Raw genomic sequence first — 22,490 nt, 5'->3', positions numbered from 1 at the left:
AGACGACTTTTTTGTGAACAATCTTATTTCCTTTCAAAAAGTGTGTATAATGAAAGTTGTATTAGTTATACAGAGGAGTTGGCAATTTTGGAATACATCATGTTACTTTTCATTGGATTAATCGCAGGAACAGTCGGAAGCCTAGTAGGACTTGGTGGGGGAATTATCATTGTACCTTTACTGATTGGACTGCATAGTTTATCACCACAACTCGCAGTTGGAACATCAATTGTGACCGTAGTTTTCACTGGTCTCTCCTCTACTCTTACTTATATGAAACATAAGCGAGTAGATTATAAAAGTGGACTTATTTTATTTGTAGGGAGCGGTCCTGGAGGTATTATTGGATCGTGGGCAAACAAATTTTTGAATCAGGATTCTTTTTCTTTATACTTTGGAATTTTCCTTATTTTTGTATCTATTCTTCTCTTGTTACGTGATAAATTGAAACCTCTTTCCCTCTCAAATGCAACTGTTATTAAACGATCTTTCACAGATGCTGAAGGTAAAACTGTTCATTATCAATTCCCGCCGTTTCTCTCCATTATTATCGCATTTGCAGTTGGTTTCATTTCTGGATTATTTGGAATTGGTGGCGGTGCATTGCTCGTACCAGCAATGATGCTTCTTTTTGCATTTCCTGCACAAATTGCTGTTGCAACTTCAATGTTTATTGTCTTTTTATCAGCAATTGTAAGTTCTTTGACTCATATTTCTCTTGGCAATGTGAGCTGGATCTATGCATTGATTCTTATTCCAGGCGCTTGGATTGGTGGAAAAATCGGAGCTTACATTAATACAAAATTAAGCGGTAATGCGATTATTAATTTATTACGTATTACATTAATTATTCTTGGAACTAGATTAATTATTACTTCATTTCTATAACGCGTTCTTTTTAGAATGCGTTTTTTTATACGCAAGAATATAAAAATGTCCCTAACACAACACATAATACTGCACACACACACAACAACATTAAATTTGAAATATTTAATCTGTTCAAGTTGATCACTCCTATAGCTGTGGCTGTTATTCCTATAATAGCGAAAAAATAGGGACTTTGCCGTTACAAAGTGCTAACAATGCAAAATCAATTATTACAACTCTCATCCATTTATTACACGAATTCGTATAATCTATCGATTCAACAAAAAAAGATGTCATATTGACATCTTTTTAGTGAAGGAGTGACCATCCCATAAAATCTTCATGTACTTGACGTGCTCGTTTATCATTTCTATCGTACAATTCAGCGTAACTATCCGTTTCTTCGTCATAAGCCATTGTATAGATAATTTGACCATCTATTTCAACTGATAGAACGACTCCACCTTTCATCTCTTCCACATGTATTACAGCATTAGCTGGAATTTTCATATCAGTCATTTTCGCATCTAACAATATACTAAACCCCCTACAGCGTATTCATTGCTAGTACTATTACACACTAAATAGTATACTACTGTAATAGCATACATTTCGTCAATAAAATTGCTGTTTGGCGAGCTTATCTTCTTTTATATGTATATTTTTAATATGGAAACACTATAAATCGGTTAAAATGAACCAATAGGAATGCTTAAATGAGGTGCTAACATTGATTTTACATAAAGGGGATATATTATTTCGTCAAGGTGAAGAAGGACCATTATACTTTATTAAAACGGGGCTATTAAAAGTTATTCGATTACAAGAAGACGGGACACCATTTCTATTTAACATTATCGTACCCGGTGAGACAATCCCTCACCATTCTTTAATTTCACCAAAAGAGTATCATGGTACTGCAATTGCTTTAATTAAAACAGAGGTCCAGCCCATTGCATGTAATACATGGTACGAAAAATTGCAGGAAAACCCTGAATCGTATGCTGATATTGCTCTGCAACTACAAACGAAATTACGAATGATGCAGCAGCGAATTGATCAATTAACAACTGTTTCTCCAAAAGAACGTCTCCACCGTTTACAAGAGTGGTTCGCACTATATTTAGATGGAATTCCCATCTATGAAATATTAACACAAACAGAAATTGGGCAACTTATTGGTGTACGTCGTGAAACAGTAAATCGCTTATTACGGGAACAAACAAAAAACGAGATGAACTAACACCTCGTTTTTTTGTTTGCCTTATGATAAGCTTGCTGCTGGTCCGAAAAATTCATAATGAATGTGTTCAGGTGAAACGCCCCATTCTACTAAAGCCGCGTTAATATGCTTCATAAATGGTACCGGTCCACAGAAGTAAAATTCTGCTTCAGCCGTAGGAACAATGGATTGTAACCAATCTAAATCAATGAAACCTTCTTTATCAAAGTTTTTCATTTGTAAATCTTGTTCTGTTGGTGAAGAATAACAAGTGTATGCTTCTACTTGTTCATAATCGCTCTCTACTTGCTGTACATGCTCTTTCATAGCATGCACGTTACTATTTAATGCTGCGTGAATAAAGTATACTTTACGATTTGAATCTCGCTCAATTAATGTATTTAACATACTCATCATCGGCGTAATACCAACACCGCCACTGATTAACACAACCGGTGATTTTGAATCCATATTTAATACGAAATCTCCAGCTGGTGCACTTAGTGGTAAGATATCTCCCTCTTGGATGTGATTATGTAAATAATTAGATACCTTTCCATCCGGTGTCTCTGCAGCTGTTTCTCTTTTTACACTAATACGGTAATAGTCTTTTCCAGAAGCATCTGATAAGCTATATTGACGATTATGTGTATATGTTTCACCCTCTATATTTAATTGGATTGTTACATATTGACCAGGTAAGAATGAAGATAGCTCTCCTCCATCTTCTGGTTTTAAATAAAATGATGTGATTACATCGCTCTCTTTCTCTTTTTTTACAACGATAAAGTTACGGAAATCTTTCCATCCACCTTCTTTTTCCGCTGCCTCTTCATACATTTCTGCTTCTACACTAATAAATACATCAGCAATTACACCATATGCTTCTCCCCAAGCATTTAATACTTCTTCTGGTGCTCCTGCAACCTCTTTAATTGCTTGTAATAAACATGTTCCTACGATTGGATAATGTTCAGCTTTAATCCCTAAACTTCTATGTTTATGCGCAATTTGTTTTACAACAGGAACAATAACTTCTAAATTATCAATATACGTTGCAGCTGCATACACTGCACTTGCTAACGCCTGTTGCTGTCTTCCTTTTTTCTGATTTGTATGGTTAAAAATATTTAATAACTCTGGATGTTCCGAGAACATAATTTGATAAAATCGCGTCGTAATTTCAACGCCTTTTTCTTGTAATAATGGTACTGTTGATTTTACAATTTCAATTGTTTTTTCACTTAACATTGTATTCCACTCCTCTATTTCCTTATCTATTGTTATTGTAAACAAAGCTAAAATGGAAGGTTGTGATTTTAATCACTATAAACACGGTGTTTTTGTGAAAAATGTATGAACAATTTAGATTTATCCTGTTATTTGCTGCTAAACCAACCTATAAAAGTTTTTCTTCATATACCATCATATCTTTCCCAAAAGAAAATAAGCTAACCAAAATAGGCTAGCTTACGACTGGGCTTGTAGAGCTTGTTCAATTACTTGTACATCTTTTCCATTTCCAAACTCTGTATATCCCCATATATTTGTTTCCCCTGTATATTTATTTACAATAATATCTAAGTCATGATAAACACGATGAGCATAAACTACATATTCAATCTTCCGAACCTCTATGCCTTTTTTCAATATTTCATAACTTCGTCTTACATCTTGTTTTATCTTCTCATTTTTTATCTCCCTATGTATATCTTTTAAAGACGGTTCTTGTTCTTGAAACCACTGCACGAGATGATTCCAATCCCCTTCCGTATACCTCTCTGCTTTACCATAATTTAAGAGATTGTTATAATCTTCGTGTGTCGTGTGGATGAATTGTAATACTTTTTTCTTTTCTTCCACGTTTTCTACTTGCGGCAGTGCAGATACTCCAACAGGTTTACTCGCATAATGTAATAATACTCTCATTAAACTATAGCTTGTAATGCCCATCACAATAACAATTCCAAGTATCGCCCACACTCTCTTCATATACCAAACTCCTTTTCTACCATGAATGTTACATCTATTTCTATATAACTTCTTTTTTCAATTGGTACTTATATATACTGTTATATTTGTAACATTCTCTTGCAGAAACAGAATTCCTGTATAAATACTTCCCATCATTTCGACACTTTTTTTCTACACATTTCGCTGCGGCAGGTGATCTCGCAAAACAGCATACCCTTCATAAGCAGCATAACTAAGTATCGCAAGTAAGCCAATATAACAAGCAAACACTATCCATCTTGTTTTTGCATCCACTTTATAGTAGTCTTCTTGCTGTTTCTTTTCTTTTTTCCATTCGTTCATTTTTCTTTCTGATACTTCTAGTGCTTCTTTTATACGAATAGAATGCTCTTCTTTTTCATCTTCATATGGTACATAGTCAAGCGGCTCAAATTTTGGTAGTAAGTACTCTAATACTTCAATCTTTTTTCGCTCTCCTATTTCTAATTTATTCTCTTTTTCTCTTTGCTTTAGCAAATTCATTTCATGATGGATTATATAGATTGTTCGGTGAACAGCTTCTGTTTCTTGGAGCTCTTCTTGAAATTTCACAAGGTAAACCTTCATCACATCTATTTTATATCCTAATTCTTCAATTGGTTTATTTCGCTTCATTACCCTATACAGCTCCATACAACCGATTATAAAGATGAATCCCCCCATAATACTCTTAAAGAAAATAGAATATCCAAGTAATACAGCTAGACCCAATATCCAAATTTTTGTACTTACAACAGAAATAATTCGTCCCCCGTCTAGCGGAGAAACTGGAATCAAGTTAAAAAAGTTCAACATACTTCCAAGTATAATAACAAGAGCCCAAAAGGGTTCCTTTGTTATCATATATAGCGGAATTGCTGGTAAAAATGATAACAGTCCAAAAAAAGGACCCATATAAGCAAGGTAAGCTTCATCCTTTGCGCTTTTTGGCATCTCTTTCATTCCAATAAGAGCACCCATAAATGGAATAAAGATTGCTGGAGACGTAGGTATACCTTTTCGTTTCGCTGCCCACAAATGTCCCATTTCATGAACAAAAAGCAGATAAATCAGCGCTACACCAAATTTCCATCCATATATAGCAGCATATGCCCCAAGTGATAATAGCATACTCAATACTGTTGAGAACTTTGCGAATTTAAAAATCGCAAATACCCATTTCAACTTAGAAAGCAGAAATATTCCCACTGCCGCTACAATTCCCCATAACCCTTTTGTATTATTTTTCATCTCTCTCTCCTTCCATTTTCTTTTGCTCTTTTATTCCATATTTTTTCTTTTACTGGAAATCACGTTTATTTTATCCAATTTTAGCCAAAACTAATAACGAAAGGAGGTAGAGAAGAAATGACATTACAATCTTTCATAATTAGCACCCTTTCCTTTTTAGCTTCGGCACTAATCTTTTATACCGTTGGCTATGTCTTGCTATTAGATTTGTTACCAAAGCATCTATTTATTATTCTTATTATTCTTTCTGCTCTTATGATTTCCTATCTTATTACACGAAAATCACTAAATGAGCCGTCTACAAGAACAAAATAATAGAGTGGACCTTTTAGGTTCACTCTATTATCATTTCCTAGGAAAGAGTTTAGCTATCTTTGCAAATTAATTTTTTCACCATAATCTTTTACAATTTGAATAATATTTTGAAACACGCCTACTTTTTCTTCTTTATGATTTAATACTTGTAAATCATAATCATCGTAATAAGTTTCTAATGCTTTTATTTGAGAAGCTGATACATGCTCTATTGGTACAACAATACTCACTTCATATTTTTTATACCCCTCTTTCACTTTCTCACCTTTCATTACTTCACTTGTTTTCTTTCCAATCATTTGTTGTACTTTAGCAGGAAAAGTCAATTGAAAATAGTACACTTTTTCTTTTTCCAATGTTTTATATAAAGAATCCGAAATTGTATAAAATACTGTATAATTTATGTGCTTTTCATTTGCTTTAATATGGAAAGCAGTAATTTGCAAATCCTTTTTTGTCAGTTCTGTTAATACATTCTCTTTCGCATCATCGCTTATTGATTCAGGGACAATCGGGAGTATAGATAAAAGTTGTTCTGTATCAGATTTTGTAAGCATATACGTGTCCTTTTCATCTTGTAGCCAACCTTGGCGATCTTCTCCTCTTAACCATGCACGATATGTTTTCTTCTTTCCATTGTTCTCAATTTGAATTTCGTACTCTGGCTCTCCAAAACTCCCTGTTATTTGTTGTTTCTCAGCCCTATCAATAATATCGACTACTTTTTTTGCTTCCTCTTGTTTTAAAACCTTTTCGAGCTTTCCTTTCTGCATAATTATTACTTGCATACTTTCCTGCATAGTATTCACCGTCTCTTCTACTTGTTTTTTCTCCTTTTTTTGTTCAACTTGACTACAAGATGCTAATAAAAAAAGGAATATAATTAGCAAATACTTTCTGCTCACTCCAAATCCTCCTATCTAGAACAATAAGAAAAGCTTATTGTCCTTGAAAATGAAACAAAAACGTTATGTATGATGAAATGAGATATACTAAACACGAAGGGAGGTTTCATATGTCCATTAATTTTCATGATGCTACTAATAAATACACCTATGCTGCGCGAAAAGCAGATTTTTCTTGGTGTGAAATGATCCAAAATATAATTGATGTGAGTGGTAAAAACATAATCGATATTGGCTGCGGTGGTGGTATTTATACGAAAGAACTGGCTCTTATCGGAGCTAACAACGTTGTTGGCTTCGATTTCTCAAAAAAGATGTTGCAAGCAGCGGCAGAAAATTGCGCTTCCTTCCAAAACATCTCATTCATTCACGGTGATGCCCACCATATGCCGTTTGCTAATGAAGCTTTTGATATTGTGATTTCTCGTGCTGTTATCCATCATTTACAAGACATCCCGAAATTTTTACAAGAGGCCTCACGTATCTTAAAGAAAAATGGAATGCTTATTCTTCAAGATCGCACCATCGAAGATTGTACAATTCCCGGAAGCACAAAACATATTCGTGGATATTTCTTCTCCGTCCATCCTAAGCTCATTCAAATAGAGGAAAAGCGAAGACCGAAAGCAACGCACATACTACAATTAATAGCACAAAACGGCATGCACCCACTTCCCCTTCAAACAATGTGGGAAGTACGAAAAATCCATGATTCCATTGAAACACTACTACAAGATTTATCACCACGAACAGGCCGATCTATTTTATACGAATTAACGGACAATGAACTTTCTCAGCTTCTACATCATATTCATACTGAGCTACACAACATAGCTCCGATTATCGAACAAGATCGCTGGACCATTTGGAGTGCCACAAAATCTTAAGAAAGCCTCACATAATTTTGTGAGGCTTCTTCTTTCATAACCTAATTTTGCAACACTCTTGATATCCTCCACTTCTGGCCTGTGCACTTCCACACTTTGGACATACTAAATATCTAGATTGACTTGTCAACAAACTACCTTTTTGTAAGAGTAACACTTCTGCTTGTTTAAACGAACGCGAATAATATAACCATATGAAACCACAAATTACTATAATTCCAAACAATACACCCATCGCAAGCATTTCCGTCACCTCTTTTTGGTTTGTTCTTTCCATCAAGTGGATTGTAGTATTATTCTCTATTGATAAAAAAGATTCCTGCCTTCCTGTTTTTAATTGTCATATTTCTCAAAAAAATTTACATTTCTTCTATACTTTTACGTACTTTTTACAAAAGATTCCCTCCCACTCCTCATACAATAAAGTGAAACTTCCATCAATGTAGGTTTTCTCCATTTCCCAACATATAAATTGCTGCTATGAAAAACAAAAAGGAACCCATACTCATTTTCTCCCCTTTGTTTTCACTTCGCATGGGGCAGGAAAAGGATCTGACCGCTTCTATGCATAGTCGGATCCTCTCTCCCATCTAAAAAGAATGATTTCATGTCGTTTTTTAATTTATATGTATATAGTTAGATGATTACTATCCATCCGTGCAAGAGAAATACGCGATCAACCAGTGAAATCCACACCTTAAAATAAGTTTAATAGAGGAGTGTTAATATGAACTATTTTCTATTACTCCCTTTTCTTATCAAACTGATTTTTTCCGCTCTATTCTCTCCTTCTCCACCTACCGATGTATCCGTGCAAATTCTCGGCCTCAATGATTTTCACGGTCAATTAAATACAACTTCAACATTGCACGGTAAAGCCGTAGGACGCGCTGATTACGTAGCCGCTTATATTGAATCCTACCGGGATAAAAACCATAACACCCTACTTGTTCATACAGGAGATATGATTGGCGGGAGTCCTCCGATTTCAGCACTGTTTCATGATGAACCAACAATGGAATTTTTAAATAATCTTCAATTTGATGTCGGTACAATAGGAAATCACGAGTTTGATAGAGGCCCTGATGCTCTGCAACAATTGATTAGTGGTGACTCCTCTACAGAAGCAAATTCGTTTTCAGGCAGTTCATTTCCTTATGTATGTGCCAATGTTTTAGATAGTAGCACGAAACAGACTCTCTTCCCTCCCTATACAATTAAATGGATTGATGGTATTCCAATTGCCTTCATTGGTGTCGTTACAAAAGATACTCCCTTTCTAACGATGCATACCGATATGTCCTCTGTTCTCTTTTTGGATGAATCTTCTTCCATTAATTCCTATGTACATCAACTACAAAAGAAAGGTATTCATGCATTTGTTATTCTTGCCCATCTTGGCGGTAATACAACAGGAGGTAACACAAACGGCGCTTTAGCTGCTTTGGCAAATCAGTTAGATACTGACGTTGATATTATATTTGGTGGGCATAGCCACTCTTATATAAATGGCAATGTAAACGGAAAACTACTTGTTCAAGCGTATTCATATGGAAAAGCCTTTTCAAACGTAACTGTTACATTAAATCATCAAACGAAAGATATTACGAAGAAATATGCAACAATTGTCCCTGTTTATCAAAATGCAATTTCTCCTGATTTACACACAAAAAGCTGGATAGATTCTTACGCCTCAAAAATCCAATCTAAAGTAGATGAACAACTGGGAGTAACCGAATATGAGTTAACACGGAATCAAAATGAACACGGCGAGTCAAAATTGGGAACCTTTCTTGCCATAGCTCAGCGTCAAACTATGCAAGCGGATATTGCTTTTGTAAATCCTGGAAGCATTCGACATAATTTACAAAAAGGAAAAATTACGTGGGAAGATACTTTCCTCATACAACCATTCGGCAATCCATTAATAAAAATGGAGTTATCTGGAAAAGAAATTCGAAACGTCTTGCAAGAGCAATGGCAAGGAGAAACTCGCATACTACAAGTTTCAGGCATTCGCTATAGTTGGAAAAATAACGCCATCCAAACAATTTCATTAGAGAACGGGAGACCTTTACAAGACGATCAAACATACTCTGTTGTGGTCAACTCTTTTTTAGCAAATGGAGGAGATAAATTTATAACTTTCAAAACAGGAAGAAATCGTATAAAAGGCCCGACAGATCAAGAAGCTTTTGCAAACTTTATTCGTTCCACTTCTCATATAAATACACTTCCCCAAAACTTTATTCAAAAAACCTATTGACTTTATAAAAAAAACATGCAAAAATACTGTCAGAATACTTAAACAAAATTCATTGACGAGAACGAGTACGTTATAGGGCTGTTCCCCAGAGAGTTGGTATCTTGCTGAAAGCCAATGTTCAGTGCGTAACCGAAAATCATCCCCGAGAAGTAGAACTGAACGATGTAGTAAGTTCTTACCGGCTGTCCCCCGTTACAAGGAACACGTATCATGTTGTACGTTGCAAAGCCGCATACATATAGATGTATTTCTATGTGTATGAACTAGGGTGGTATCGCGGGTAAATATAACTCGTCCCTTTTTAAGGGGCGAGTTTTTTGTGTTCTTACGGATGAATTTTTACAAAAGGAGGAAGAAGAATGAACACTGTATCAAAAAAACATGTTTTTTTCACAGGTCTTATGCTATTTTCTTTATTTTTTGGAGCAGGTAATTTAATTTTCCCTCCAATGCTTGGACAAAATGCTGGTGACCACTTTTGGCCAGCAATGCTTGGATTTTTACTAACAGGGGTTGGTTTGCCACTATTAACTGTTATTGCCATCTCTCTTTCAGGTAATGGAATGCAACAACTTGCAAGTCATGTTCACCCAATGTTCGGAATTTTCTTTTCAATTGTTATCTATATTGCCATTGGCCCATCTATGGGAATTCCGCGTGTCGCTAACGTCGCTTATGAAATGGGTGTTAGTTCTTTCCTACCAGAAACAATTCAAACAAGTAGCTTAGCCTTATTTCTTTATACAGTTATTTTCTTCGCTATCGTATATTGGCTCAGCTTAAATCCTTCTAAACTAGTAGATCGAATCGGGAATGTGTTAACACCTATTTTATTACTTTCTATTTTCGTATTATTTGTAAAAAGTGTATTTACACCGCTTGGACAATCAGGTCCAGCAATACAAGAGTATCAAGCTTCTCCTATTTTTAAAGGATTTATGGAAGGGTATTTAACAATGGATACAATCTCGGCTCTTGCATTTGGAATTATCGTCGTGAATGCAATACGCTCAAAAGGTGTAAAAGATCGTAAAGCAGTTGCAATTGCAACGACAAAAGCAGGACTTATTGCAGCTACAGGACTCGTACTCGTATATGGGGCACTTGGCTGGCTAGGTGTAACGAGCGTTTCACTTGGATATGCCAAAAATGGTGGTCAATTACTTACAGTTATCGTTCAACAACTATTCGGTCCATATGGTCTTTCCTTATTAGCACTCATTGTTACACTTGCTTGTTTAACAACATGCGTTGGACTTGTATCAGCATGTAGCCAATATTTCTCAACATTATTTACAAAATTTTCATACAAAAGTTTAGCTGGCACAATTTGTGCACTAGGACTTTTAGTAGCAAACTTAGGCTTAACAAAAATTATTGCAATCTCTGTACCAATTTTACTTGTTGTATATCCAATCGCTATCGTACTTGTACTACTATCACTACTTCATAACTATTTCGGTGGTTATCGTTCTGTTTATGTCGGCTCTTTAATTGGAGCTGCAGTCGTAAGTATATTTGATGGATTAAAACAAGGGAATGTGCCGGTGACATTCATTACTTCTTACTTTGAATTTATTCCATTCTATAACGAAGGAATCGGTTGGGTCTTACCTGCATTAGCTGGTGTAATCATCGGCCTTGTAGTCGCAAAGTTAAAAGGTACAAAACCAGTACCACTAATGGAAACCTCTTCTGAACCTAAAGTATCCTAGTAAAAAAACTCCCATTTCAGGGAGTTTTTTACACTTGATAAGAAGTATGATTAAAACTACTTACTTTATATGCTTTCGTATAATACTCAAGATTCGTATCAACTGTTTCTACTTTCACAACATCATAGCTATCTTTTTGTTTTATTAGAAATAAATAATATTCTTCTGTCGCTTCAATTATCGCAATACGCTCTGTTTCAATATCATATTGCTCCTTAAGTGATTGCAATGCATTCACATAATTTCCTAAGCTTTTGCTTTTCTCCATTTCAAATACTGTTTGAACTAACATACATTCTCCCCCCTTTGTATGTACTGTTTCTAATTAGATGATAACGCTTTCAAATAAATGCGTCAATAAAGAAAACTTCCACCAATGAAACAAGTCATATCCAGTGGAAGTCTCACCTTATTTCGTTAATTGGTGTCGAAACGCATAAATAACGGCCTGCGTACGATCACTCACATTCAATTTATTTAATATATTACTTACATGCGTCTTCACTGTTTTAAGTGCAATAAATAATTCATCTGCAATTTCTTGATTACTTTTTCCCTCTGCAATTAATAATAAAATTTCAAACTCTCGTTCTGTTAAATCTTCATGAAGTGGCTGCTCTTTCTTTTGGCGCATACGAGACATCATTTTCCCAGTGACTTTCGGCTCGAGTACTGTTTCCCCATCGTAAGTCGCTCGTACTGCATCTGCGATATCACTCGCTCTTGATGTTTTTAATAAATAGCTCGTTGCACCTGCTTCAATGACAGGATATAGTTTTTCATCATCTAGAAAACTTGTGACGACTACAATTTTTGCTTCAGGCCATTCTTGAATAATTGCACGGGTTGCCTCAACACCATCCATTTCATCCATGACAAGGTCCATTAAAATAATATCTGGCTTTAATGCTAATGCTAATTCTGAACCTTTTCTTCCATTTTCTGCTTCTCCGACTACTTCGATATCTGGTTGAGTCGATAGATATGCAGATACACCCATTCGAACCATTTCATGATCATCAACAAGCAATACTTTAATCACACTACTCCCCCTCTCTCTCTATCATAATTGGTACTTTCACTTCAATTTGTGTACCTTTACTCGGAAAACTTAATACCTTTAATGTTCCACCAATTTCATGGACACGCTCTTGAATAGACCTTAGACCATACGACCCAGCCTTATTAACACCTACTTCAAACCCAACACCATCATCAATGATTTTTAAAATAGCATATTGATCAATTTGACGAAGACGTACTTCCGTTTTCTTTGCTTTGGCATGTCGCAATGTATTAGACAATGCTTCTTGTACAATACGGAATAAATGATCTTCCACACCTTTTTTTAATTGGATCGGCTCAATCAACCATTCAATTTTCATATGTTGTTTTCTTGAAAGCTCTGTTAACAATTCTTCTATACCTTCTGTTAATTTTTTACCCTCTAATTGCACAGGACGCAAATGAAGAAGCAATGCCCGCATTTCTGATTGTGCATTGACAACCATATTTTCCACAAGCTGCAATTGCTTTTTTGTTGTTTCTGGAATTTGAGCTACTTGTTCATTAATAGCTGACATCATCATAGACATTGCAAAAAGCTGCTGACTCACTGAATCATGCAGTTCCCTTGCTAATCGATGCCTTTCTTGAGAAATAGCTTCTTGCCTCATTTCTTCATTCCAATGAGCTCGTTCATTCGTTACTTTTTGAAATAACCCGGCCTGTTCCTCTAATCTTCGAGCCAGCGCGATGACTTTTCGCTCTACTTCATGAAATTCATCTTCCGCAGTAAACGAAACATCCTTTGGAAAATTTCCGCGCTCTACCTCAAACAAGAAAGTATTTAAGCCTTGGATACGCTGCTGCATATAATAGCCAATTGCATACCCTACAATTCCTCCAATAAGAAGACTTGTACTCATAATTAACAAACCGATTGGAACAGAAGCAATGGATTCTTTCCACAATAAAGCATATACATCTTGCCCGCTTTTCCATACATATACAATCGTACAAATAAGTGCGATGCTAACAGAAGATAACATAGAGTAACGAATATACATCCATGAAATATTTCCTTGTTTTTTCATTATACTTTCCTCACTTCCGTATCGCCTACGACAAGCGAAGAAATGATTTTAATACGACGAGGAGCTTCTTTATACTGTTCTGTTTTGAATGTAACATTTCGATTAAATCCTGTCTCTTCATGTCCTGGAAGTAGTACTCTACCAACAATAACAGAATGGTTTAAAGATAATTCAATATCATACGGGACATACAAGCGGATGTTACCAATGACACCTCGAATAACAATAACTGTTTCTCCTTCTGGAATCATTGCCGTCGTCAAATCAATTTCAACATCACCGACTCCGTACTGGACATTAATATCTTCTAACTCATAAATATGGTCCATCATTCTTATGTTACCAGCCATTATATTCTTAAGGTATGGTTCTGTACGATAGATTTGTTTTTCTTCATCTATATATCCTTTTTCCTTAATTTCTACTTGTACAGTTTTTGGTTTCTGCTGTCCCTGAATAAGCTGATAACCAATGAAAGCTAAACAAGCAAATACAACGAGTACGAAGGCCGCTGATGAAAACAGGAAGAATAAAAATACAATTCCCCCGACAAATAAAAACACATTCCCTCTCACATAACGATTCTTTTTTCGATAGTGCCTTCCGAACATAATCATAATAAACGCAAAAATAAGGGCACCCGGTTCAAAATGTCCGAGAACCATATCAAGAAAAAGACCAAATCCAAATATGATAAGGAGCATCCCCACTAGTTGTGATTTTGAAAATTGTTTCTTCATTTCAGCTCCCCCCTTCTTGTTACATATAAATAGAAGAAAAAGGTATTGCTTTCCAACACCTTTTCTCCTATCACTATATTATAAGCTCGTTTTATAATATACTACAATTATTTTATTACTTCTTTGTCTAAAGATACTTCATTTTTTTCTTTCATTTCACGTTCAAGTTTTGCAATTTTCATATCAAATGTATCACGCTCATGCTCTTCATTCATGCGAAGCTCTAAATCACGAATGTGATCTTCAATTTCTTCGAATCGTAAGAATGGATTATTCTCATCCATTTTATGAAGAGCTGTATTCATACGACGATTCGCATGGGCCATGTTTTCGCGTGCCATTAATTCCATACGCTTTGCATTCATTTCTTTTAGCTTATTTTTCATTTCAGAAAGACGGCGTTCTAACTCATCAATTTGCTCCACTACACCTGCATACATTTCTTCTAAGCGAGCTACTTGCCCTTCATAGTATGCTACTTCTTCTAATGCACGTTCATGCAATGGCATTTCTCCTGCTTCTTGCGCAATTACAGCTTGCTTTGATCGCTTATTTACGAAATAACGAGCTTGCTCAAGTTCACGAGCAAAGTTAGATTTTAATGTTTTATGACGCTGAATTAATTTTTCAATTTTTGTTACTTCACGCTCGCTATCACGTAAATATTGATTTAACATAGCAATTGGATTTTTTCTTTCTTTCTCATCTAAAACATTATGAAAATCTGCTAAAATTGCATCGCGTACACGTCCGAATAAAGATTGTTTCATTATAATCTTCCTCTCTTCTACTTTATGATTTAAATTATTTTATATTAGTTTTTCATTAACTTGTTCCACTCATCTTCAAAGTTGCTATATGGTTTAGAACTTTCTGAAGCGGAATCAACTACTACATCTTTTTCTTTTTTCCACTCACGGTACCCGTAGTATAGAACTACTAATGCTGCGATACCGATTAATGCTGGGGAATGAGATAGAGCGATTGACAAGCCGATTAAACCGGCAATACCCCAAGCTAACTTTCCAAAAAATGATTGTGCTCGCACAAATGATTTATAGCTCCAGTACACAATTCCTGCTCCAATTGCGAATCCTACAATACCAGCAAGACTACCAAGAGCAATTAAAGCCAAAATACCGGCTGCGATAAACGTTAGAAATTGTTTCATCTTGTGCTTGCCTCCCTTCGATTTGATACTCTTATCTTAACTATTTTTTCGTTTTTCCATAACGAGCTTAAGAACCGTTTTCGCCTCAGACTTAAGACCTATTCCAAGTCAGCCTTATATTAGGGGGAATATAAAGAAAAAGGATGCCTTGTATAAGGCATCCTTTTTCTTTATGCTGTTTTATGATATTGTTTTTTTTTCGCTACTTTTGAAAACCTTGGAAAACCAATTAAAATAGAAACTATACCACATACCCCAACTAAGATTGGATAAAACGCATATGGCAGCAATTCAATCGGAGACAATGCAGCAAAACCTGCCGCCGTCAACATTTGAGCACCATATGGAACTAATCCTTGTACACAACATGAGAAAAGATCCAATACACTCGCCGATTTTCGTGGATCAATTTCATATTGATTCGCAATATTTTTTGCCAGTGGTCCAGTAAAAATAATAGAAATTGTATTATTCGCAGTACACATATTCGTCATACTAACTAAACCAGCAATTCCAAATTCAGCACCTTTTTTCGAACGAATATTACGTGTTAATACGTCCATTAAATACTGAATACCACCATTATATTGAATAATTTCAACCATTCCGCCGATTAAAATTGATAAGAGCACTAGCTCCATCATGCCATTAATTCCTGTTGTTACACTTTTAAAGAAGCTTGCCAATGTGTAGCTACCATCAATAAGACCGATAATACCTGATAAAACTGTTCCACCCGTTAATACAATCAGTACATTCCAACCAAGTAGCGCTGTTATTAATACACCCGCATATGGTAAAATTTTCACCCAATCGAATGCATGAGCTTTTATTTCTGTATCATTTCCAAGTGTAAGCATAACCAACAGTACAATTGTAATAACCGCAGCTGGTAATACAATTAAAAAGTTTGTTTTAAACTTATCCTTCATTTCCGTCCCTTGCGAGCGAACCGCTGCAATTGTTGTATCAGAAATAAATGATAAATTATCACCAAACATCGCTCCACCAACAACTGTCGCCATTACTAGTGCAATAGAAATATCTGTTTGCTGGCTAATACCGACTGCAATTGGCGCTAACGCTGCAATTGTTCCCATCGAAGTCCCCATCGCTAATGAAATAAAGGACCCTATAACAAAAATTCCTGCAACGATAAACCCTTGTGGCAAAATAGACAGCGCTAAGTTTACTGTAGAATCAACTCCACCCATTCCTTTTGCTGTTTCAGAAAACGCACCAGCAAGTACAAAAATTAATACCATAATCATAATGTCCGGATTACCAGCCCCTTTGGCAAACCGTTCTACTTTTGATGTAAAGCTTTCTTGTCTATTCATCGCTAATGCAGTACCTACAGCAATTAAGATTGCTACAAGTATCGGCAATTTATAAAAATCACCTGTAATAATTCCAGAACCAATAAATAGCGCTAAGAATATTCCAAGCGGTAATAATGCTAAGCCATTCCCTTTCGTTTGTTTCAAAATAACATCTCTCCCTAGTTCTAAACCTTTTCTATCTCATAACAAAAGACCTCTTCCGAAAAGAAGAGGTCTTATACATTTATAAGAAACACTCTTCTCATCTTTCAAGCACATGCTTGCTGGATTTGGCACAGCACTCTGAAATCGAGTCCGCTGCCGAGGCATCGTAGGGCCAGTCCCTCCGCCTCTCTTTATAAGAAGGTTTCATATTTTATTTTTAATAATAATTTCTTTCCTAACTTTACTCGCTTACAAAACAAAAGTCAATTATTATTTGTATAATTTTTTTTGGTATTTTTTGATATTTATACAAAAACGCGAATGTATCAATCATTTTAAAGAGAACTAGTTTCCTTTTAATTTTTGAATTTCTGTTTCTAAAATTGCAAACCAGTAAAACTCTCTTCTTTTGATTGTTGTAATAATCCATTCTGCCGTACGCCAAGCTAAATCATATTCTTCCTTAGAAACATCCTCAGTCCTATACGCTTCTCCTAATTCCTCTTCATCTAATAGATAAATCTCACCGTTCGGTAATGTTACTACATCTAAATATAAATCATCAAAATACGGCAGACCACGCTCATCTACTTTATATTCTTTCGCCACATCGATATAATATTGTACCAAATTCTTCTGCTCATCTAACATAGCTGTAATGGCAAAGTTTTTATCATTTATAAAATATTGCACCCACGTATATCCATCGTTTACAATACAAAGTTCTCTATCGTTATACCCTTTATAACTAGGCTCTTTCACTTTCAGTATATGCAATATGCCTAACATGCCTTCTTCTATGCTCTTCACCGTATACGTCTTCTCTATTAATCGCTCCCAAGAAGAACCGTTACCGTACTTACGTTTCATAACTTCTCCTCCCCTATACAGAAAAGCTCTCACATATTATGTGAGAGCTTTTCAAATTATAATTATGCTGCTTGTTTATTGGAAATCTCTTTTAAATAAGCTTGTCCTTTTTCAGCGTCATATTGACCTTCCCACTTAGACATAACAACAGCTGCTAAAGAGTTACCTACAACGTTAACTGCTGTACGTGCCATATCTAGAATTCGGTCAATACCTGCAATAAATGCTAAACCTTCTGCTGGAATACCTACTGTACCAAGCGTTGCTAATAATACAACGAACGATACTCCTGGTACACCCGCAATCCCTTTAGATGTAACCATTAATACAAGCAATAATGTAATTTGCTGTGTAATGGATAAATCAATACCGTACATTTGCGCTAAGAAAATTGCTGCAATTGCTTGATATAGTGTCGATCCATCTAAGTTAAACGAGTAACCTGTTGGAATAACGAAAGATGTAATTGCTTTCGGACAACCGAATTTCTCCATCTTCTCCATAATTTTCGGTAAAACCGTTTCTGAGCTCGCAGTAGAATACGCTAAAATCAGCTCGTCTTTTAAAATTTTGAAGAATTGGAAAATGTTGATTCCGAATATTTTCGCCGTAAGTCCTAGTACAACTACAACAAAGAAGATCATTGCTCCATATACGACAATTAATAATTTCCCTAATGGAATTAATGAAGATAGACCAAATGTAGAAACTGTAACACCAATTAAAGCAAATACACCGAACGGTGCAAATTTCATAACTTGGTTCGTTACGTAAAACATTGCATCAGCTACGCCTTGGAAAAATTGAAGAACTGGTCTTCCTCTTTCACCGATTGCTGCAATCCCTAAACCAAATAGTACAGAGAAGAAAATGATAGCAAGCATATCACCATCAGCTAATGATTTCATAATATTCGTCGGAACAATGTTTACAAATGTATCTGCAAAAGAGTGACTCTGTACTTGTTCTGTCGTTTGAGTATATTTTGAAATATCTGTCTTTGTTAATTCATCCATATTTACGCCTTTTCCTGGTTGGAAAATATTCGCTACCAGTAGACCAACAACAATTGCAATTGTTGTAATAATTTCAAAATAAATAATTGTCTTTCCGCCTAGTCGTCCTAGCTTTTTCACATCACCAACGCCAGCAACACCAACAACGATGCTCGCTACGACAATTGGTACTACGATCATTTTAATTAATCGAATGAAAATATCACCAATTGGTTGTAAGTATCCTGCAACTGCGTCATTACCATAAAAAATCGCCCCAACTGTAATACCAAGCGCAAGACCTATTAAAATTTGCCATGCAAGTCCAATTCTCTTCATAACTTGCTGCAACCCCCTTCTTAAATGCTTTAACTCTATTTTTCTGTCTTTCTATAAAGCCAAGAAATTAAGAGTATTACATATTATTCGACAATTCACTACATTTGTCCCTGTTAAAAATGATAAATCAAAAAATGAAATCTGACAACAAAATAAGTTTGCGTGAACGCAAATATTTTTCTTGACAAGAACAAAACCCATGTCAGAAAACCTAACATGAGAACGATTCCTTAAAGTGTTTATCAATATTCTCTTTACATTATTTCTATCATATCAAACGACATAATATACAGAAATTACCTCATTTCCGACAATTCATAGTACATTTATAAAACTTTCTTTACATTATGATTACAACAATAGACAGTATTCTTCCAATTATGATATATACATCATAGGGAAAGGAGCTAGACCACTATTATGAAAAAGAAATTTGTAGCTTTCAGCGTCTTAGCAGCAGGCACTATTTTTGTTTCTCCGTTGCAATCACCTGCATATGCGGAAACAAGTCAAGATAAATTGTCTAATATTCAGTCCGAATTAGAGGGCAACCAACAAGAATTACAGGACAAGTCGGCAGAAAAAGAACAGATAGAAAAAGAAATACAAGACTTACAAAAAAAGATTGATGATTTAACAGCTTCTATTAATAAGAATGAAGCTGATTTAAACGATATAGAAACAGAAATTAGTAAAACACAACAAACAATTGCCGAGAAAAAGAAACGTATCGAGCAATTGCAAACAAATATTGACACCCGTCAAGATGTCATTAAACAACGACTACAATCCATGCAAGAAAAACCAAGAACAAATATCATAACTGAAGTATTGATGAACTCAAACAATTTCGCGGATCTTGTAGATAATATGTATTCCGTTAGCTTGATTTTAAACAACGATACAGAAATTGTAAAAAAACAAACAACCGATCAAGAAACTGTAACAACAGAAAAAGAAGCTGTTGAAAAGAAAGAACAACAACTGAACGAATCAAAGCAAAAGTTGGAGCAAAAACAACAAGAGCTTCAAAAAAATCAACAAGAACAACAAGCACTTATTAGCGATTTACACGCCAAAGTATCAAAAGTAGATTCTGAAATTGAAGGTCTAGAAGAATCTAAAAGCATTTTAGAAAATCAACGCCAAGCTGTTCAAAAAGCAATTGAGGAAGAAAAACGAGCAGAAGAAGCTCGTAAAGCTGAAGAAGCACGAAAGGCAGAGGAAGCTCGTAAAGCTGAGGAAGCACAAAAACAGGCTTCACAAGCCGCTTCTGCTAAGGAAGATGTACAAGCTGCTCCAACACCACACGATACAAATAAAAGTGGCTTTATAAAACCAGCAGCCGGAAGATTCAGTTCAGGATTTAACGACCCTTCACGAGGTCACCACGCTGGTTTAGATATCGCAGCTTCTGGTACAGTACCAATTGCAGCAGCTGCTGATGGTGTTGTAATTCGATCTGATATGTCATCTAGTTATGGAAATGTTGTCTATTTATCACATCGTATGAACGGCAAAACATATACAACAGTATACGCTCATATGAGCAGCCGCTCTGTATCTGTCGGACAAACTGTAAAACAAGGACAACAATTAGGTTTCATGGGAAACACTGGACAATCTACTGGTCAACATTTACATTTTGAAATTCATATTGGTGAATGGAATGTAGGTAAAACAAACGCAGTAGATCCAGCTCCTTATATTTAACGATAAAAAACTCGGCACATGCCGAGTTTTTTATATAAATAATACATAATATAAATAATCTAGATGGAGTTATATTGTCCCGTCCGTCATTATTTATTATTTTTATATACCCTAAAACATACCATTTACTTAACGATTAAAATGAATAAAAACTACAAAACTAAAAATCAAATTAAAAAGCGGGAAAGATTCCCCGCTCATTTTATAAACATTTTAAATACGCCAATTGCATTTAAAAATACAATCACTACCGTTACTGGAATAATATAACGTAGTAAGAAAAACCATAAGTTAAATAATGTTTTCCCTTTTGTTTCTGTAACTTCTAATTCCTTCATTAATAAATCTTTACTCATTTTATTCGGTACAAACAATGAAATCGCTAGTACTCCTAACGGCAGCAATACATTACTTACCGCAAAATCCACTAAGTCAAAAAATGTTTTTCCAAAGACTTTTACATCACTCATAATACCAAATGATAGTGCAGATGGAATTCCAACCACAAAAATGAGTAATCCAATGATAAATGATGCTGAAGGACGTTTTTTCTCATTATCTTTCGCTACAGATGCCACAACAATTTCAAGCATCGAAATTGCGGAAGTTAACGTTGCAAAGAAGAATAAAATTAAAAACATAATAAAGAAAAATTGTCCGAATGGTATTTTCGCAAATACAGCCGGAAGAACAATGAATAATAAACCAGGCCCTTCTGTTGGTTTAACCCCTAATGCGAAGATTGCCGGGAAAATGGCTAGTCCCGCAAGCACTGTAATAAAAACCGTTAAACTCACAATTGATGTTGCTGATTTTGCTAAATGCTCTTCTTTCTTTAAGTACGAGCTGTATGTCACCATTACCGAAGCACCTACTGTTAGTGAAAAGAAAGATTGTCCCATTGCATATAAAATCGTATCGGCTGTTAGCTTTGAAAAATCCGGTTTTAAGAAAAACTCTACACCAGCCCAAGCACCGTCAAGCGTAAGAGCACGAATAATAATAGCAATAAACAAAATAAATAATAGCGGCATCATATACTTACTTGCCTTTTCGATTCCTTTTTCTACACCTTTACTTACAACAAAAATCGTACAAAGCATAAAGATTAACTGAGCACCTACTGCGCTAGCAGGATTCGAAATTGTTTGTTCGAACAATTTTCCATATTCAACTGCCCCACTCCAAAAGTTTCCTGTCACACTATAATATAAATATAATAAAATCCATCCACCGACAACACTATAAAAGGATAATACACTAAAACAAGTGACAACTCCCATACGACCAATCCATGGATATAATTTACTATTTGGTACTAACAATTTATATGCCGTAACCGCTTCTTTTTGTGTACTACGACCAATAACAAACTCCGCTAAAAGAAGAGGCATACCAATAAATAACGTTAATAATAGGAAGACTAGGAAAAATGCTCCTCCCCCTCCATTACCTGCAACGTATGGAAACTTCCATATTGCTCCAAGTCCTACTGCGGCTCCGGCTGCTGCGAGTACAAAACCAATTTTCGACGTCCATTGCTGTGTTTCTTTCATCGTAATTTCTCCTTTTCTGAATATTTTTATTTTTCTCAATTATACACTTTCATTTCATACTCGCCCACCTCCTTTAGAAAATAAAAAAGTCCCCTACACG

23 protein-coding genes, 1 riboswitch and 1 other annotated feature are annotated in these 22,490 nt (G+C 35.4%); of the genes, 7 read left to right on the top strand and 16 right to left on the bottom strand.

All coding sequences use genetic code 11. The annotated features are described in order from the left end of the window. Positions 1-87 precede the first annotated feature (87 nt). Positions 88-888 carry a sulfite exporter TauE/SafE family protein gene (locus J4P91_RS01590; protein WP_207992691.1) on the top strand — a complete coding sequence of 267 codons (801 nt, stop codon included), beginning with the start codon at positions 88-90 and terminating at the stop codon, positions 886-888. 291 nt (positions 889-1,179) lie between these two features. Here the strand turns inward: J4P91_RS01590 and J4P91_RS01585 are convergent, their stop codons facing one another. Beyond that, positions 1,180-1,404 (bottom strand): hypothetical protein, encoded by a 225-nt coding sequence (locus tag J4P91_RS01585; RefSeq protein ID WP_003196257.1) that lies wholly within the window; start codon positions 1,402-1,404, stop codon positions 1,180-1,182. 196 nt (positions 1,405-1,600) lie between these two features. Here J4P91_RS01585 and J4P91_RS01580 point away from each other — a divergent pair, with 196 nt between their 5' ends. Then, a complete protein-coding gene (locus tag J4P91_RS01580; RefSeq protein ID WP_207992690.1) occupies positions 1,601-2,113 on the top strand; it encodes a Crp/Fnr family transcriptional regulator in 513 nt (170 codons plus the stop codon). A 21-nt stretch (positions 2,114-2,134) separates the two neighbouring features. Here the strand turns inward: J4P91_RS01580 and hmpA are convergent, their stop codons facing one another. The 3 genes from hmpA to J4P91_RS01565 all read right to left on the bottom strand — a co-directional run bounded on the left by hmpA (position 2,135) and on the right by J4P91_RS01565 (position 5,335). Next, positions 2,135-3,343, bottom strand: coding sequence for an NO-inducible flavohemoprotein (gene hmpA, locus J4P91_RS01575; protein WP_207992689.1), 1,209 nt, complete (start codon positions 3,341-3,343; stop codon positions 2,135-2,137). 219 nt (positions 3,344-3,562) lie between these two features. Then, entirely contained in the window at positions 3,563-4,084 is a 522-nt protein-coding gene (locus tag J4P91_RS01570) for a hypothetical protein (RefSeq protein WP_207992688.1), read from the bottom strand. Between the two features lie 153 nt (positions 4,085-4,237). After that, positions 4,238-5,335 carry a site-2 protease family protein gene (locus J4P91_RS01565; protein ID WP_207992687.1) on the bottom strand — a complete coding sequence of 366 codons (1,098 nt, stop codon included), beginning with the start codon at positions 5,333-5,335 and terminating at the stop codon, positions 4,238-4,240. A 117-nt stretch (positions 5,336-5,452) separates the two neighbouring features. On the opposite strand from J4P91_RS01565, the gene J4P91_RS01560 reads away from it, so the two are divergent. Next, positions 5,453-5,650, top strand: a complete 198-nt coding sequence (locus J4P91_RS01560; RefSeq protein ID WP_017152577.1) for a hypothetical protein — start codon at positions 5,453-5,455, stop codon at positions 5,648-5,650. A 53-nt stretch (positions 5,651-5,703) separates the two neighbouring features. Here J4P91_RS01560 and J4P91_RS01555 read toward each other — a convergent pair whose 3' ends face one another. Further along, positions 5,704-6,555 carry a YhfM domain-containing protein gene (locus J4P91_RS01555; protein WP_207992686.1) on the bottom strand — a complete coding sequence of 284 codons (852 nt, stop codon included), beginning with the start codon at positions 6,553-6,555 and terminating at the stop codon, positions 5,704-5,706. Between the two features lie 110 nt (positions 6,556-6,665). Here J4P91_RS01555 and J4P91_RS01550 point away from each other — a divergent pair, with 110 nt between their 5' ends. Then, positions 6,666-7,442, top strand: coding sequence for a class I SAM-dependent methyltransferase (locus J4P91_RS01550; protein ID WP_207992685.1), 777 nt, complete (start codon positions 6,666-6,668; stop codon positions 7,440-7,442). A gap of 34 nt (positions 7,443-7,476) precedes the next feature. Here the strand turns inward: J4P91_RS01550 and J4P91_RS01545 are convergent, their stop codons facing one another. Next, positions 7,477-7,686: a hypothetical protein gene (locus J4P91_RS01545; protein ID WP_207992684.1), complete on the bottom strand. Its 210-nt coding sequence runs from the start codon at positions 7,684-7,686 to the stop codon at positions 7,477-7,479. A 483-nt stretch (positions 7,687-8,169) separates the two neighbouring features. On the opposite strand from J4P91_RS01545, the gene J4P91_RS01540 reads away from it, so the two are divergent. Both J4P91_RS01540 and brnQ3 read left to right on the top strand, forming a co-directional pair. After that, positions 8,170-9,708 (top strand): bifunctional metallophosphatase/5'-nucleotidase, encoded by a 1,539-nt coding sequence (locus J4P91_RS01540; protein ID WP_207992683.1) that lies wholly within the window; start codon positions 8,170-8,172, stop codon positions 9,706-9,708. Positions 9,709-9,751: 43 nt separating this feature from the next. Beyond that, positions 9,752-10,010, top strand: a binding site (T-box leader). A 57-nt stretch (positions 10,011-10,067) separates the two neighbouring features. Further along, entirely contained in the window at positions 10,068-11,423 is a 1,356-nt protein-coding gene (gene brnQ3 / locus J4P91_RS01535; RefSeq protein ID WP_207992682.1) for a branched-chain amino acid transport system II carrier protein BrnQ3, read from the top strand. Between the two features lie 28 nt (positions 11,424-11,451). On the opposite strand, the gene J4P91_RS01530 is transcribed toward brnQ3, so the two are convergent. The 9 genes from J4P91_RS01530 to gltP all read right to left on the bottom strand — a co-directional run bounded on the left by J4P91_RS01530 (position 11,452) and on the right by gltP (position 19,121). Then, positions 11,452-11,715 (bottom strand): DUF3992 domain-containing protein, encoded by a 264-nt coding sequence (locus J4P91_RS01530; RefSeq protein WP_207992681.1) that lies wholly within the window; start codon positions 11,713-11,715, stop codon positions 11,452-11,454. Positions 11,716-11,832: 117 nt separating this feature from the next. Beyond that, positions 11,833-12,465, bottom strand: coding sequence for a response regulator (locus J4P91_RS01525; protein WP_003196238.1), 633 nt, complete (start codon positions 12,463-12,465; stop codon positions 11,833-11,835). Position 12,466: 1 nt separating this feature from the next. Then, entirely contained in the window at positions 12,467-13,519 is a 1,053-nt protein-coding gene (locus J4P91_RS01520; protein ID WP_207992680.1) for a sensor histidine kinase, read from the bottom strand. Continuing rightward, positions 13,519-14,259 carry a cell wall-active antibiotics response protein LiaF gene (liaF, locus tag J4P91_RS01515; protein ID WP_017152585.1) on the bottom strand — a complete coding sequence of 247 codons (741 nt, stop codon included), beginning with the start codon at positions 14,257-14,259 and terminating at the stop codon, positions 13,519-13,521. The genes J4P91_RS01520 and liaF overlap by 1 nt, the downstream gene beginning before the upstream one ends. A gap of 107 nt (positions 14,260-14,366) precedes the next feature. Then, the gene (locus tag J4P91_RS01510; RefSeq protein ID WP_207992679.1) at positions 14,367-15,029 is read right to left on the bottom strand and encodes a PspA/IM30 family protein; all 663 of its coding nucleotides are present in this window, start codon (positions 15,027-15,029) and stop codon (positions 14,367-14,369) included. A 44-nt stretch (positions 15,030-15,073) separates the two neighbouring features. Next, complete coding sequence (locus J4P91_RS01505; protein ID WP_207992678.1) at positions 15,074-15,430, bottom strand: lmo0954 family membrane protein; 357 nt, start codon at positions 15,428-15,430, stop codon at positions 15,074-15,076. Between the two features lie 170 nt (positions 15,431-15,600). Beyond that, positions 15,601-16,917, bottom strand: a complete 1,317-nt coding sequence (locus tag J4P91_RS01500) for a Na+/H+ antiporter NhaC family protein (RefSeq protein WP_207992677.1) — start codon at positions 16,915-16,917, stop codon at positions 15,601-15,603. A 94-nt stretch (positions 16,918-17,011) separates the two neighbouring features. After that, a riboswitch (SAM riboswitch) is annotated at positions 17,012-17,117 on the bottom strand. A gap of 145 nt (positions 17,118-17,262) precedes the next feature. Further along, positions 17,263-17,787, bottom strand: coding sequence for a ribonuclease FAU-1 family protein (locus J4P91_RS01495; RefSeq protein ID WP_207992676.1), 525 nt, complete (start codon positions 17,785-17,787; stop codon positions 17,263-17,265). A 62-nt stretch (positions 17,788-17,849) separates the two neighbouring features. After that, complete coding sequence (gltP, locus tag J4P91_RS01490) at positions 17,850-19,121, bottom strand: glutamate/aspartate:proton symporter GltP (protein WP_017152590.1); 1,272 nt, start codon at positions 19,119-19,121, stop codon at positions 17,850-17,852. Positions 19,122-19,541: 420 nt separating this feature from the next. On the opposite strand from gltP, the gene J4P91_RS01485 reads away from it, so the two are divergent. Then, complete coding sequence (locus J4P91_RS01485; protein ID WP_017152591.1) at positions 19,542-20,834, top strand: murein hydrolase activator EnvC family protein; 1,293 nt, start codon at positions 19,542-19,544, stop codon at positions 20,832-20,834. A 197-nt stretch (positions 20,835-21,031) separates the two neighbouring features. On the opposite strand, the gene J4P91_RS01480 is transcribed toward J4P91_RS01485, so the two are convergent. Continuing rightward, entirely contained in the window at positions 21,032-22,390 is a 1,359-nt protein-coding gene (locus tag J4P91_RS01480) for a sodium-dependent transporter (RefSeq protein ID WP_207992675.1), read from the bottom strand. Positions 22,391-22,490 lie beyond the last annotated feature (100 nt).

Origin of the sequence: Bacillus sp. XF8, assembly GCF_017498755.1 — a bacterium.
Lineage (GTDB): Bacteria > Bacillota > Bacilli > Bacillales > Bacillaceae_G > Bacillus_A > Bacillus_A bingmayongensis.
The sequence above is the reverse complement of the archived record's forward strand: the minus strand, read 5'-3'. Positions and strand labels throughout refer to the sequence as shown.